Consider the following 12,729-nt stretch of genomic DNA (forward strand, 5'->3'; position numbering starts at 1 on the left):
CGCGGCGACTGGCCGTTGCTGCTATCGACGAGGACCACGATGGCATAGTGCCACTGTTTTGCCCGACGCGTCAAATCGAATTCGTGAAATACGAAATCGCCGGGCGGGCATGAGCCGACGAGCGACCGCGCCTCTACTGTGCATGGGGTTGTTTTTCACTTTTTTGCCGGGCCCGGCAGGGCGGGGGGAAGCATCGCGAGCGGAGCCTCAACCTCACTGTCACCGCCCGCGCAGGGTGATCTGGTGTTCCAGAGACCATGGTGGGATACGGATAGGGCGCGGCGTACCGGATTCCCCGCCTTCGCGGGGAATGGACAGCGGTGTGTTGGGCGCTATCTGCCGCCTCTCTTGAGAGCGCCTTCTACTGCACGTCCATCTGCAGTCCTTCCTTCTGGATGATGCCGGCGAACTTCTTCGTCTCGGCGTCCACGAAGTCGGCGAATTGCTGCGGCGTGCCGTAGTCGGCGCGGGCGCCCATGGCGGTGATCTGCTTCCTGATGTCGTCCCGCTCCAGCATCGCCTTGACCTGGAGATTGAGCGCATCGAGCACGGGGGCGGCGACGCCCTTCGGCAGGAACACCGAGAACCATGACGACACGTCGAAGTTTGCAAGCTCGGGGGCGCTTTCGCGCATGGTCGGCAGGTTCGGCGCGAGCTCACTGCGCTCGGTCGTGGTGACGCAGAGGCCGTTGAGCGTGCCGTTCTGCACCTGCGGCAGGCTCGGATAGAGGTTGTCGAACAGGATCTGGATGTCGCCGGCGAGCGCGGCCTGCAGCGCGGGGCCGGCGCCGCGGAACGGGATGTGCGTCATCTTCAGCCCGGTGAGCTGGAGGAACCAGGCGCCGGTGAGGTGAGGGCTCTGGCCGACGCCGGAGGAGGCGTAGCTGAGCTTGTCCGGATTGGCCTTCAGATACGCGATCAGCTCGGCGACCGACTTGATGCCGGTCTTCGGATGCGCCGACACGATGTTCGGAATCCGGATCATGTTGGTGACAGGCTGGAGCTGGTCCGGCTTGTAGGTGAGGTTCTTGAAGATGCTGTAGGCGATCGCGTTCGGGCCGGGATTGCCGATCAGGATGGTGTGGCCGTCGGCCTTGGCGCGGACGACCTCGGCCGTCCCGATCGTGCCGCCGCCGCCCGAGCGATTTTCGACGACCGCCGTCTGGCCCCAGACGGATTGGAGATGGGCGGCAAGCAGCCGGCCCATCACGTCGGTCGAGCCGCCTGCTGCGGCCGGCACGATGATGCGGACATTCTCGGTCGGCTTCCAGTCGGCAAGGCTCGATCGCGGCAGGATGGCTGCGGCCGACAGACCGACGGCCCCCGCGAGCACGCGGCGGCGGGACAGCAATCTGTTCTGAAGTTTGTCTTGAGGTTTGCCTCGAAGTTTCCCGGACACGAATCCACTCCCAGCCTCTTATTTTGCAGGGAGCGTAGGGAACCCGGTGCGCAACGGCAAGTCGCACGCGATGGCGGACGTCGTGAGGAGAGCGGCACGACGCCGCAGGCCGCAATGTCAGCTCACGATCTCAGTTGAAGCTGAGCAGCTTGAACAGCGGCGTGAGGTAGTTCATCTCCTGACCCGAGGTCGGCGTGGTCCGGCTGATGGAATCGAAGATCTTGCCGTCCTGCAGGCCGTAATTCGCAAGCCGGCGCACGCGCCGGTTCTTGTCGAAATAGACGGCGATGACGCGCTGGTCGACCACCCTCTGGTTCATGAAGGCGACCATGCGCTCGGAGCGCTGCGAGATGTAGTAAAAGACTTCACCGTCCAGCGTCGCGACTGTGGAGGGCGTACCCATCACGATCAGCACCTGGTCCTGGCTCGCGCCGATCGGAATCTGCTCCAGTGCGCCGGGCGGTAGGATGTAGCCCTTCTGGAACTGCTCGCCGGTGCATCCCGCAAGGGCGCCACCGACCAGAGCCACGGCCGCGAGCAGGCGCAAGCCGCGCCAGCGCGAATGAAGGCCGCGCCGCTGATTCGCGCGCGGGCTGGTCTGGTTCGTTATCGTCATAGCGGAACTGATTCCGTCCCCTTGCGTCGCGCGAGGCGCTGAAGTACCGGGCGGAGGCTCTGAATGCAACTCGCGCGCGCCCGCTTGCGGAAACCACAATGCTTTGGCCGTTCAATCACTTCAGGAAACCCCGGCTAGCCCCGGCCGGCACCATTGAAGCCATCTATGGCATGATCGTGACGCAGGCGCGAGAACCCATATTTTACCGGGACTTGGGCGTACCGGATACGGTTAACGGCCGTTTTGACCTGTTGCTGCTGCATCTCTGGCTATTGCTGCGGCGCTTAAGGACCGCCCAAGGCGGGACGGAGCTGTCGCAGGCGCTGTTCGACCGCTTCTGCGAGGACATGGACGACAATCTGCGCGAGATGGGCGTCGGCGACCAGACCGTCCCGAAGCGGATGCGGGCCTTCGGCGAGGCGTTTTACGGCCGCGTCCAGGCCTACGACCAGGCGATCGAAGTTGACGCTGAGGCGCTGGCGCAGGCGATCTGCAAGAATATCTTGAATGGGACAGGCATGGACCATGCGCGGCGGCTGGCCGCTTACGCAAAGGCCGCGAATGCGCAGCTCGGGCAAATCGCCGATCCCACGCTGCTGCTCGGATCCTTCAAGTTTCCCGCACCGTTTCGAGAGGATGAGGCGTCATGACCCGACCGATGACCGGATCTGAACCCGATCCCTGGCGTGTGCCCGTGATGGTGGTGCAGATTCCCGATACCGGGCTGCACCGCGCGCTCGAAGCCTCGGCGGCCGAGCGCCAGGCGATGGCCGATGTCGCGGGCCTGCGCGACATCCTGTCAGCCCAGGCCGACTTTGAGGTCGTGCCGAAGAGCGGCGGCCGGATCCAGGTCACGGGCCATGTCCGCGCCCGGGTCGGCCAGACCTGCGTGGTCACCCTCGATCCGATCGAGAGCGAGATCGACGAGGAGGTTGATCTGACCTTTGCACCCGAGGCCGAAACACGGCGGCTGGAGGACCTGATCGAGGAGGGGCAGGACGGCGAGGAGCCGCCGGAGGTCGCCGATGCGCCGGAGGCCATCGTCAACGGAATCATCGATCTCGGCCGGATCGCAACCGATGCCCTGTTCCTGGCGATTGATCCCTATCCCCGCAAGCCGGGCGCCGTGTTCGAGGCTGAGGTCACCGCGCCAGATCCGGAGGACCATCCGTTTGCGGCGCTGAAGGCCCTCCAGGACAACAAGCAGGGCAAGAAGAAAGGCAAATAGCTGGGCATTCCCCGTAAGAGCGCTGTGCGACGGGCTGTGAGGTGCTTGCGGGGGCGGTTTGAAAGATCGTCGCATCTGTTTGAGTTATATGCGTTTATTTTGGATTTTGGCGTTCTGCCGGCGGATTGTCCTCAATCCAAAAGCCTGGGGGCAAGAGGTTGTTTCGGGATAACAAAACGCTATTGTCCGCCCCGGTCCGGGTGCGGCGTGGCGCTTGGCCGGTCGCCATGTCCATGGCGAGCCCATTCCGCGGCCCCGCTCTTTGACGACCGCGCCAGACCAGGTTTCCGGGATTTTGATGCCAAGCAAGGTTCGTATCGCGCTTGACGCCATGGGGGGCGATGTCGGCGCCCCTGTCGTCATTCCAGGCGCGGCCATCTCGCTTGGCAGGCATCCCGGGACCGAGTTTCTGCTGGTCGGCGATCGCGCCAGGATCGAGCCCGAGCTCGAGCGCCATCCGAAGCTCAAGGCTGCCTCCCGGATCATCCATACCGACGTTGCCGTCAGCGGCGAGGATAAGCCGAGCCAGGCGCTGCGCCGCGGCCGCAAGACCTCCTCGATGTGGCTTGCGATCGATGCGGTGAAAAAGGGGGAGGCGGATGTTGCGGTTTCCGCCGGCAATACCGGCGCGCTGATGGCAATGGCGCGCTTCCATCTGCGCACGCTGCCTGGCATCGATCGGCCTGCGATCACTGCCGTGTGGCCGACCATGCGCGGCTCGTCCGTCGTGCTCGATCTCGGTGCCACGATCGGCGGCGATGCGCGCCATCTGGTGGCGCTCGCGGTGATGGGCGCGGCCATGGCGAGCGTGGTGTTCGACAAGAAGCGCCCGACGGTCGGCCTGCTCAACATCGGGACCGAGGAGATCAAGGGGCATGAGGAGATCCGCGAGGCCGGTGAAATCCTGCGCGCGAAGAACCTGCCGGAACTCGATTATGTCGGGTTCGTCGAGGGGGACGGTATCGGCAAGGGGCTGGCCGACGTCATCGTGACCGAGGGCTACAGCGGCAACATTGCGCTGAAAGCGGCCGAGGGAACCGCGCGCCAGATGGCCGACTTGCTTCGTAACGAGATCCAGCGGAGCTGGCTGTCCAAGCTCGGTTATCTCTTTGCCCGCAATGCCTTCCAGGCCCTGCGCGACAAGATGGACCCGAACAAGTCGAACGGCGGCGTGCTGCTCGGACTGAACGGGCTCGTGGTCAAAAGCCATGGCGGCATCAATGCCGAAGGCTTTGCCTATGCGATCGATGTTGGTTATGAGATGGCCAAATTCGATCTTCTGAACAAGATCAATCAGATGCTCAACCGCGATGGGGGTACGCTAGGTTCCGTGCCAACCGCGCCGGAGGATGTTTCGTGACCAAGATTCGTTCGGTGGTGCTGGGCTGCGGCTCCTACCTGCCGGAGCAGGTGGTGACCAATGCCCAATTGGCGGCGCGTATCGACACGTCCGACGAATGGATTGTGCAGCGGACGGGCATTCGCGAGCGGCACATTGCGGCCGAGGGCGAATTCACCTCGCATCTTGCGCTCAAGGCGGCGCAGGCCGCGCTTGCCGATGCAGGCGTGGATGCGCAATCGATCGAGCTGATCGTGCTGGCGACCTCGACGCCCGACAATACTTTCCCCGCGACCGCAGTCGCCGTGCAGCACGGGCTCGGCATCAATCACGGCGCGGCTTTCGACCTTCAGGCGGTGTGCTCGGGCTTCGTCTTCGCGCTGGCGACGGCGGACAATTTCCTGCGCACCGGCGCCTACAAGCGCGCGCTGGTGATTGGTGCCGAAACCTTCTCGCGCATCCTCGACTGGAACGACCGTGGCACCTGCGTGTTGTTCGGCGACGGCGCCGGCGCGGTCGTGCTCGAGGCGCAGGAGCAGCCGGGCAATCCCGCGACCGACCGCGGCATCGTCACCACGCATCTGCGCTCCGACGGCCGCCACAAGGCCAAGCTGTTCGTCGATGGCGGGCCGTCCTCGACCCAGACTGTCGGCCATCTTCGCATGGAGGGACGCGAGGTCTTCAAGCATGCGGTCGGCATGATCACCGACGTGATCGTCGATGCGTTCCAGGCGACGGGGCTCAATGCCGACGGCATCGACTGGTTCGTGCCGCACCAGGCCAACAAGCGAATCATCGACGCCTCCGCCCACAAGCTCCACATCGCGCCGGAGAAGGTGGTGCTGACGGTGGACCGCCATGGCAACACCTCGGCGGCTTCGATCCCGCTGGCGCTGTCGGTGGCGCGCAAGGACGGCCGCATCAAGCGCGGCGACATGGTTCTGCTGGAGGCGATGGGCGGCGGCTTCACCTGGGGCTCCGCACTGGTGCGCTGGTAGAGCCACAATCGATAAAATTTTGCCGGAATCGGCGTCGATTATCGATGCGTCTGCATTGATGAGCGGTGTTGACCGCCGTATCGTAAGCTCATAATTTCAGACAACAATTGTTCGCCGTGATGTGGGGCAGGGCGATGACCGATCAAAGTAAAACCGTAACGCGTGTCGATCTCTGTGAAGCCGTCTACCAGAAGGTGGGCCTGTCGCGGACGGAATCGTCTGCGTTCGTGGAACTCGTGCTGAAGGAGATCACCGACTGCCTTGAGAAGGGCGAGACGGTGAAGCTGTCCTCGTTCGGCTCCTTCATGGTCCGCAAGAAGGGGCAGCGCATCGGCCGCAATCCGAAGACCGGCACCGAGGTGCCGATCTCGCCGCGCCGGGTGATGGTGTTCAAGCCGTCGGCGATCCTGAAGCAGCGGATCAACGGTCAGCACCGGGCCAATGGCGACGCCAGCAAGGCGCAACCCGAGGCGTAATCAGCCTGTCGGAAAAGGATTTGGCATTTGGACAAGGCGCCGGATGCGTTCCGAACCATCAGCGAAGTAGCGCAGGAACTCGACATTCCGCAGCACGTGCTGCGGTTCTGGGAGACGCGATTCTCCCAGATCAAGCCGATGAAGCGCAGCGGCGGCCGCCGCTATTACCGCCCCGACGATGTCGATTTGCTCAAGGGCATCCGCCGGCTGCTCTACGGGGAGGGCTACACCATCCGCGGGGTGCAGCGGATCCTGAAAGAGCACGGCGTCAAATCAGTGCAGGGGCTGGCTGACAGCTCGGCGGCGGTCTCGTTCGGGGCCATCGAGGACGCCATCGGGGCGAGCCTGATGGAGCCGGACGACGAGGCGCCCATCAAGGGCATCACCGATGCCGACGATGACGACTATCAGGGCGATGAAGAGGAAGGCATCGACTTCCGCTTCACCGAGGTCGACGACGAGGAGATCCTCACCACCTTCCGCAAGGGCGGCGCTGCTGCCGCGCCGGCTGGCCCCAGTGCGCTGGACCGGGAACGGCTGGAACGGGCGCTTGGTGAGCTCGTCGCTTGCAAGGAGATGCTGGATCTGGCCCTGAAGGATGGCTGAGGGCCTTTTCGTCCGCTTTGCGGCCCGTTCCCCCGGGCTTTGAGCGAAGACACCAAAATGGTGCGACCTCGCCTTGCGCAAAGCGGCGATCCTGGCTAATGGAACGACGTTCGGAGCGTGGCGCAGCCCGGTTAGCGCACTAGTCTGGGAGACTAGGGGTCGGAGGTTCAAATCCTCTCGCTCCGACCATTTTCTTCAGAGAAGAGCCCAATGCTTGCGCGATCGCTGATCGGCAAGCGATGTCCTGTTTTCGCAATGAGTCGGTGCTTGGCGGCATCAGCACGCGCTGTGCTGGCACGGCTGCTCAGGAGGCGCGTTGCCGCGGGCCCATGACCTGACGGCGAAGGCGAGTTGGTGATGCCCCATCGTGTCCACCAAGGAGGCTTGTGCGCTCTCCAGGCGTTTGAGCACCGCGCCGGCGTTAAGGTCCAGGAGTGCGTCGGCCGCCAAAAGGGATACCGACAGGAACGCAATCGCGGACGCGACGATAATTCCCCTCCATTCTGGTGATTTCATCAGCTGACTTTCTCAGGTATTTCGCCTGCGCGGATAGGTAGGGCTTCTGTGAGCGATTCAAGCCGTCGAAGGGCTCACACACGCATTCTTGAAGACGAGCGCTGCGCCGAAGGTTTCAAGAACCCCACCACCATTCGCGTCGTCTCGTCCGCCAGCGTCCGTACCGCCTTCGGCAGCATCTCGGCCTGGTTCAGCGCTATGTTGTCCGTGGCCGCTTCGATCGTGCTGACAGATGAAGTTGCGCCATCAAGGTCGATCTCGCGCATCTCCTTGCGATGGCTGTCGAGATAGGCGCGCGCTAAGGTGTGGACTTGGCGGTTGAACGCTTCGATGTCGAGCTTGCCGGCGCGGGGGATCTGCTGGGCGAGCATGCGGTGCAGTTTGGGGCTTCTTGGGAAAACACCCACATCGCGCCGAGATGGCCGTTGTCGAAAGGGCCGCCTATGATCGCGGTGTTGCCGTCGGCGGACAGAGCAACGGAATAGCCTTGTTCGATTTCATTTCCAATCGCGCCGGTGCCGACCAACTTCGACCCTCGTTGCGTCCATACGCCATCACGATCGCGCGTATAGACCCACGCCGCTCCGCCATGCCCGCTGTCGGTGGGCGCACCGATAATGGCGGTGTTGCCGTCGGCTGACAGCGCGACGGAGTAGCCCTGTTCGGCTTCGCCGCGGGCGCCAGTGCCGACCAGCTTCGATCCTTGCTGCGTCCACTCACCATTGGGACTGCGGGTATAGACCCAGGCCGCGCCAGCGCCGGCATTATCGAGATATCCGCCGGCAATGGCGGTATTGCCATCGGCAGACAGTGCTACGGAAACACCTTGGTAGGACGTTCCAACAGCGCCGGTGCCGACCAGCTTCGGCCCTTGCTGCGCCCACACGCCATCACGACTGCGCGTATAGACCCACGCCGCTCCGACGTAACCATCGTCGGCAATCCCGCCGATAATTGCAGTGTTTCCGTCGGCGGAAAGGGCGGCTGAACGCCCTTGTAGAGAGCTCCCGATAGCACCAGTGCCAACCAGCTTCGATCCTTGCTGCGCCCACACACCTTTCTTATTGCGGATAAAGACCCAGGCCGCGCCGCGGCCGTTGCCGCCATCGTCGTCACGCCCGCCGACGATGGCGGTATTGCCGTCGGCAGAAAGTGCGACGGATACACCTTGGGCGGACGTTCCTATCGCGCCGGAGCCAAGCAGTTTCGATCCTTGCTGCGTCCACACATCATGATGACCGCGGGTATAGACCCAGGCGGCTCCGACGCCGCCATCGTCGTAATCCGCGCCGACCAGCGCGGTCTTGCCGTCGGCGGACATTGCGACGGAGAGGCCTTGGAACGCATGTCCAGCAGCGCCAGTGCCGACAAGCTTCGATCCTCGCTGAGCCCAGGCGCCGCTTTTGCGGGTATAGACCCAGGCTGCCCCGCTGAGACCGCTGTCCAGGGGCGCGCCGACAACGGCGGTGTTGCCGTCGGCGGACAGTGCGACGGAATAACCCTGCCGCACACTGCCTTGAGCGTCAGTGCCGATCAGATTCGATCCCTGCTGTGTCCACGCACCCTCAGTGCGGACATAGACCCGGGCCGCCCCAGCGCCAGCGTCATCGGCATATGCTCCGACAATGGCCGTATTGCCATCGCCGGAAAGCGCGACGGACACGCCTTGGTAGGAACCTCTAGCCGCAGCGCCGACCAGTTTGGACCCTTGCTGCGTCCACTCACCGTGACTGCGGCTGTAGACCCAAGCCGCACCGACGTAGCCGTTGTCGGAATCCCCGCCGACCATCACGGTATTGCCATCGGCAGACAGCGCGACCGAAATGCCTTGATAGGAGCTTCCCATAGCGCCGGCGCCGACCAGCTTGGATCCTTGCTGCTCCCACCCGCGGTCTTGGCGAGTGTAGACCCAAACCGCCCCGACGAGGCCGGTGTCACTGGGCCCGCCGACCACCGCGGTCTTGCCGTCAGCGGCTAGCGCGACGGAAACACCTTGTGCGGAATGTACAGCACCAGTGCCGACCAGCTTCGATCCCTGCTGTGTCCACACGCCGTCACTACGGCGAACATAGCTCCAGGCTGCTCCGATCCCGCCGTGATCGGCAATCCCGCCAACCAGCGCGGTATTGCCGTCGGAGGACAGTGCAACGGAATAACCTTGTTGGGAGTTTCCAACGGCGCCGGTGCCGAGTAGCTTCGATCCCTGCTGCGCCCACACGCCGTCACTGCCGCGGGTATAGACCCAGGCCGCGCCAGCGCCGCCGTCGTCGCCAGGTCCGCCCACAATTGCGGTACTGCCATCACCAGACAGCGCGACGGACAAGCCTTGCTGGGTGCCCCCGATGGAGCCAGTGCCGACCAGCTTCGGTCCTTGCTGCATCCACGCGCCATCCTTGCGCATGTAGATCCAGGCCGCCCCGATGCCGCCGTTGTCGCCATATGCGCCAACAATGGCGGTATTGCCGTCGGCGGACAGTGCGACGGAAACGCCTTGGTCGGAGCTTCCAACGGCGCCGGTGCCGGCCAACTTCGGTCCCTGCTGCACCCACTCATCGTTACTTTTGCGAGTGTAGACCCACGCTGCCCCAAGATAGCCGTCGTCCGCAACGCCGCCGACCAAAGCAGTGTTGCCGTCCAGGGACAAAGCGACGGAGCGACCCTGCAAAGAACTGCCAGCAGCGCCAGTGCCCACCAGCTTCAATCCTTGCTGCGCCCACACACCGTGCGCAGCCCCAACGAATGTGGTCGCACGTCCATCTTCATGTGCTGCATGAGCTTCGCCAATTTGCATGGCCGCGTGCATGTGGGCTATGGCGTGCATCACAGCCAACACGACAAGCAAGACCATCAATCGTTTCAACATCGTCTCCTTAGCCCGGACCGTACGTCGATGCAGGTCGTTCGAAGCTCGAGGTCTTCAGGTCGCTAATTTATTGCTCGCTTTGGTGGCCCGAACTGTCCCCTCATTCGCACAGCTCCAGGAAGCAATTGCAATGCCCGTATTGTTTCGCCGTGTTTCTCTATCGATCTGCACCCATGTCGACGATTTTGCGCCAGAGTTTGCCGAAGGCCGACGTCGGGTTTGCCGATGTCGCCGGTCGTTATGTCGGGAGCGCATCCGCCGAAGCCCAACTTGGAGTCATGAGCCCTGGCTGAGCTGCGAACGCTACGCGGAAGGTTTCAAAAACCCCACCACCATCCGCGTCGTCTCGTCCACCAGCGTCCGCACCGTCTTCTCCGGCAGCATCTCGGCCGGGTTCAGCACCGTGTTGTGCGCGACTGCCTCGATCGTGCTGACGCAGATGAAGGTTGCGACATCGAGGTCGATCTTGCGCATTTCCTTGCGGTGGCTGTCGAGATAGGCGCGCACGAGGGTATGGACCTCTCGGTTGAAGGCTTCGACGTCGAGCTTTCCGGCGCGGGGGATCTGCTCGGCGAACACGCGGTGCAGTTTGGGGTTGATGCGGTGTGCGTCGATCGCAACGGTGACGAGGCGGCGCACGGCTTTCTCGATCGGCATGTCCATGACATCGCAGAGTGTCGCGCGAACGATGCCCATGATCTCCTCGTGATGACGGTCGATCACGGCCGCGACGAGGGCCTCCTTGCTCGGGAAATATTGATAGAGCGAGCCGACGCTGACGCCGGCGACCTCCGCGATCCGGTTGGTGCTCGTCTTCTCGAAACCTTCGCGAACCAGAATGCGAGCAGTTGCCTCGATCAGCGCGTCGACGGTGGCGCGGGAACGCTCCTGCAGGGCATTTTTCCGGGGTTTTGTCGGTGGTTTGCGTGCCATGAGGCCTACGGTTCGAATGCGAGTAGGAAAAGCGAGTGAATGCTCGCATTATAGGCCGGCTGGTCGCCGAGAGATAGAAGCGAGTTGGTGCCGGCCGGGCGCAGCAATTGAGGGCAGGAGCATGAGCGTTGCGAAGATGCTGTCGATCGGGCGGCTCTGCGAATACAATTTCTCGCAGGGCAAACCTTCAAGCGATCCCGCGCCGAGCTTGCAGAGCCGCCTCTTCAACCTGCTGCTCGGGCTGCTTCCTGACAAGGGGCAACTCGCATCGGTCGAGGCCGTGCAGGCGCATGTGCAGAAGCTCGCATTGGCGCCGGCATCGTTTGAGCCGACGGGGCTTGGCCGTGGCGTCGAGGCGACGCTGACCAAGATGGGCGGCTGGCCGGTCTATTACACGACGCCGTCATCGGGTTATGAAGGCTGCAACTTCGTTATGTTCCTGCATGGCGGCGGCTACATCAACGAGATCGTGCCGGCGCATTGGCGCTTTGTCGGGGAGATGACGCGCAAGGCGGGCGTCGTCTGCGTCGTGCCGATCTATCCGCTCGCGCCGCGCGCGACTGCCAAGGATGTCGTGCCGAAGACGGCCGAGCTGTTGCGGATGCTGCTGGAAGACGCGGGAGCTGCTGAGGTCACGGTGGTCGGCAACTCGGCCGGCGCGGGCCTTGCGCTTGCTGCGTGCCAATGGCTGCGTGACCGCGGCCATCGGCAGCCCAATCGACTGGTGCTGATCTCGCCCGCAGCGGATGCCTCGGTGAGCCGTCCGGAGCAAATGGCGATCGCGGCGCGCGATCCGATTCAGGATATTCCGGGGATCGTCGAAGCGGGACGGCTCTATGCCGGTGCGCTTGATATCGGTCATCCCTTCGTCAGCCCGCTCAACGGTGCTTTCCGTTCGGTTGCGCCGATGACGATATTCTCGGGCACGCGCGATCTGCTCTATCCCGACAGCGTCGATCTCACCGCGCGGGCGAGGGCGGCAGGCGTGCCGGTCGAGCTGCATCTGCTCCGCGATCAGCCGCACAATTATGCACTGATGCCGACGCCGGAAGGGCGACGGGCGCGCAAGATGATCCTGCACGCCATCGCCTGATGGGGCGCGGGCTCGTTGACTAAGCCGCTGCTGCCTCGGTCCCGGAATGAATCAGGCCGGAGAGTGAACCGCGCTTCGTCGTCCAAAGGCAGGAAACAGATGGCCCGGCCGCTCCATGGCCTCGGACCGCGCCTCGTTTTGCTCGCAGTCGATATCTGCGATGACGTCTTCGAAGGCGGAAATCGCCTGCTGGATATCAGCAATCTGTCTGAGCTCGTCGTCGCTGATGGCGCCGACGCGGTTCTGCAGCGCGACGACCATCTCTCGCCGGCGCTCCTTCAGTTGCACGAGTGGCAATCCATGATCGGGCGGATATTGCATCTGCACCTCCTGGGGTTGGTCGTATAACCTTATGTAAAACCTGCTGAAATACCGTTGAAACAGTCCCTCAAATGCGATCTTTCTTCGCCGCCGCGGTGGGGAACCAACTCCGCCTCTCCTCGGCGCGTTTCGAGGGGGAGAGCGCGAGGGGGAGAGCGCTATGACCAAATATGAAGGTTCCCTTTTGGGAACAACGATTTAGATTGGCAAGAGCGAGTTGGTGATCCTAACGTCCGCTGACCGGGCAGCAGGGTTTGTATCGTTAGTTGTTTTCATCCCGGGGCTGGATTTGCTCGACCTAATTTTTTGACACCACGTCAAGCTGACTTCGAGACAGGCCG

General features: G+C 63.3%; 14 protein-coding genes and 1 tRNA gene. 8 read left to right on the forward strand and 7 right to left on the reverse strand.

The genetic code is table 11. The annotated features are described in order from the left end of the window. Positions 1-361: 361 nt before the first annotated feature. Together JQ587_RS04165 and JQ587_RS04170 are read right to left on the reverse strand one after the other, a co-directional pair. Positions 362-1,351: a Bug family tripartite tricarboxylate transporter substrate binding protein gene (locus JQ587_RS04165; protein ID WP_212424487.1), complete on the reverse strand. Its 990-nt coding sequence runs from the start codon at positions 1,349-1,351 to the stop codon at positions 362-364. Positions 1,352-1,529: 178 nt separating this feature from the next. After that, entirely contained in the window at positions 1,530-2,015 is a 486-nt protein-coding gene (locus JQ587_RS04170; protein ID WP_212301018.1) for an outer membrane protein assembly factor BamE, read from the reverse strand. Between the two features lie 98 nt (positions 2,016-2,113). Here JQ587_RS04170 and JQ587_RS04175 point away from each other — a divergent pair, with 98 nt between their 5' ends. The 7 genes from JQ587_RS04175 to JQ587_RS04205 all read left to right on the forward strand — a co-directional run bounded on the left by JQ587_RS04175 (position 2,114) and on the right by JQ587_RS04205 (position 6,851). Next, on the forward strand, positions 2,114-2,665 hold the full coding sequence (locus JQ587_RS04175) for a ubiquinol-cytochrome C chaperone family protein (protein WP_212424488.1): 552 nt from the start codon (positions 2,114-2,116) through the stop codon (positions 2,663-2,665). Continuing rightward, positions 2,662-3,243, forward strand: a complete 582-nt coding sequence (locus JQ587_RS04180) for a YceD family protein (protein WP_212301016.1) — start codon at positions 2,662-2,664, stop codon at positions 3,241-3,243. Before JQ587_RS04175 ends, JQ587_RS04180 begins: the two co-directional genes overlap by 4 nt. A 298-nt stretch (positions 3,244-3,541) precedes the next feature. Continuing rightward, entirely contained in the window at positions 3,542-4,603 is a 1,062-nt protein-coding gene (gene plsX / locus JQ587_RS04185; protein WP_212301015.1) for a phosphate acyltransferase PlsX, read from the forward strand. Further along, a complete protein-coding gene (locus JQ587_RS04190) occupies positions 4,600-5,580 on the forward strand; it encodes a beta-ketoacyl-ACP synthase III (RefSeq protein ID WP_212424489.1) in 981 nt (326 codons plus the stop codon). Before plsX ends, JQ587_RS04190 begins: the two co-directional genes overlap by 4 nt. A gap of 134 nt (positions 5,581-5,714) precedes the next feature. Further along, positions 5,715-6,056: an integration host factor subunit alpha gene (locus JQ587_RS04195; RefSeq protein WP_206733146.1), complete on the forward strand. Its 342-nt coding sequence runs from the start codon at positions 5,715-5,717 to the stop codon at positions 6,054-6,056. A gap of 27 nt (positions 6,057-6,083) precedes the next feature. Then, positions 6,084-6,662, forward strand: coding sequence for a MerR family transcriptional regulator (locus JQ587_RS04200; RefSeq protein ID WP_212301013.1), 579 nt, complete (start codon positions 6,084-6,086; stop codon positions 6,660-6,662). A 111-nt stretch (positions 6,663-6,773) separates the two neighbouring features. Further along, a tRNA-Pro gene (locus JQ587_RS04205) sits at positions 6,774-6,851 on the forward strand. Between the two features lie 87 nt (positions 6,852-6,938). On the opposite strand, the gene JQ587_RS04210 is transcribed toward JQ587_RS04205, so the two are convergent. From JQ587_RS04210 to JQ587_RS04225, 4 genes are all read right to left on the reverse strand, one after another. Next, positions 6,939-7,178 carry a hypothetical protein gene (locus tag JQ587_RS04210; RefSeq protein ID WP_212301012.1) on the reverse strand — a complete coding sequence of 80 codons (240 nt, stop codon included), beginning with the start codon at positions 7,176-7,178 and terminating at the stop codon, positions 6,939-6,941. Positions 7,179-7,252: 74 nt separating this feature from the next. Then, positions 7,253-7,549: a hypothetical protein gene (locus tag JQ587_RS04215; protein ID WP_212424490.1), complete on the reverse strand. Its 297-nt coding sequence runs from the start codon at positions 7,547-7,549 to the stop codon at positions 7,253-7,255. Continuing rightward, positions 7,477-10,041 carry a WD40 repeat domain-containing protein gene (locus tag JQ587_RS04220; RefSeq protein WP_212424491.1) on the reverse strand — a complete coding sequence of 855 codons (2,565 nt, stop codon included), beginning with the start codon at positions 10,039-10,041 and terminating at the stop codon, positions 7,477-7,479. Before JQ587_RS04220 ends, JQ587_RS04215 begins: the two co-directional genes overlap by 73 nt. 303 nt (positions 10,042-10,344) lie before the next feature. Then, positions 10,345-10,974 carry a TetR/AcrR family transcriptional regulator gene (locus JQ587_RS04225; protein WP_212424492.1) on the reverse strand — a complete coding sequence of 210 codons (630 nt, stop codon included), beginning with the start codon at positions 10,972-10,974 and terminating at the stop codon, positions 10,345-10,347. A 121-nt stretch (positions 10,975-11,095) separates the two neighbouring features. On the opposite strand from JQ587_RS04225, the gene JQ587_RS04230 reads away from it, so the two are divergent. Beyond that, positions 11,096-12,067 (forward strand): alpha/beta hydrolase fold domain-containing protein, encoded by a 972-nt coding sequence (locus tag JQ587_RS04230; RefSeq protein ID WP_212424493.1) that lies wholly within the window; start codon positions 11,096-11,098, stop codon positions 12,065-12,067. Positions 12,068-12,118: 51 nt separating this feature from the next. Here the strand turns inward: JQ587_RS04230 and JQ587_RS04235 are convergent, their stop codons facing one another. Next, positions 12,119-12,388: a hypothetical protein gene (locus JQ587_RS04235; RefSeq protein ID WP_212301134.1), complete on the reverse strand. Its 270-nt coding sequence runs from the start codon at positions 12,386-12,388 to the stop codon at positions 12,119-12,121. Between the last annotated feature and the right edge of the window lie 341 nt (positions 12,389-12,729).

Origin of the sequence: Bradyrhizobium manausense (genome assembly GCF_018130615.1) — a bacterium.
Classification (GTDB): Bacteria; Pseudomonadota; Alphaproteobacteria; order Rhizobiales; family Xanthobacteraceae; genus Bradyrhizobium; species Bradyrhizobium manausense_A.

Excerpts from the sequence above, each read along its gene's own strand:
- JQ587_RS04170 (WP_212301018.1), bottom strand. The coding sequence starts at position 2,015 with ATGACGATAACGAACCAGACCAGCCCGCGCGCGAATCAGCGGCGCGGC.
- JQ587_RS04175 (WP_212424488.1), top strand. The coding sequence starts at position 2,114 with ATGCTTTGGCCGTTCAATCACTTCAGGAAACCCCGGCTAGCCCCGGCC.
- JQ587_RS04180 (WP_212301016.1), top strand. The coding sequence starts at position 2,662 with ATGACCCGACCGATGACCGGATCTGAACCCGATCCCTGGCGTGTGCCC.
- plsX (WP_212301015.1), top strand. The coding sequence starts at position 3,542 with ATGCCAAGCAAGGTTCGTATCGCGCTTGACGCCATGGGGGGCGATGTC.
- JQ587_RS04195 (WP_206733146.1), top strand. The coding sequence starts at position 5,715 with ATGACCGATCAAAGTAAAACCGTAACGCGTGTCGATCTCTGTGAAGCC.
- JQ587_RS04210 (WP_212301012.1), bottom strand. The coding sequence starts at position 7,178 with ATGAAATCACCAGAATGGAGGGGAATTATCGTCGCGTCCGCGATTGCG.
- JQ587_RS04215 (WP_212424490.1), bottom strand. The coding sequence starts at position 7,549 with ATGCTCGCCCAGCAGATCCCCCGCGCCGGCAAGCTCGACATCGAAGCG.
- JQ587_RS04220 (WP_212424491.1), bottom strand. The coding sequence starts at position 10,041 with ATGTTGAAACGATTGATGGTCTTGCTTGTCGTGTTGGCTGTGATGCAC.
- JQ587_RS04225 (WP_212424492.1), bottom strand. The coding sequence starts at position 10,974 with ATGGCACGCAAACCACCGACAAAACCCCGGAAAAATGCCCTGCAGGAG.
- JQ587_RS04230 (WP_212424493.1), top strand. The coding sequence starts at position 11,096 with ATGAGCGTTGCGAAGATGCTGTCGATCGGGCGGCTCTGCGAATACAAT.
- JQ587_RS04235 (WP_212301134.1), bottom strand. The coding sequence starts at position 12,388 with ATGCAATATCCGCCCGATCATGGATTGCCACTCGTGCAACTGAAGGAG.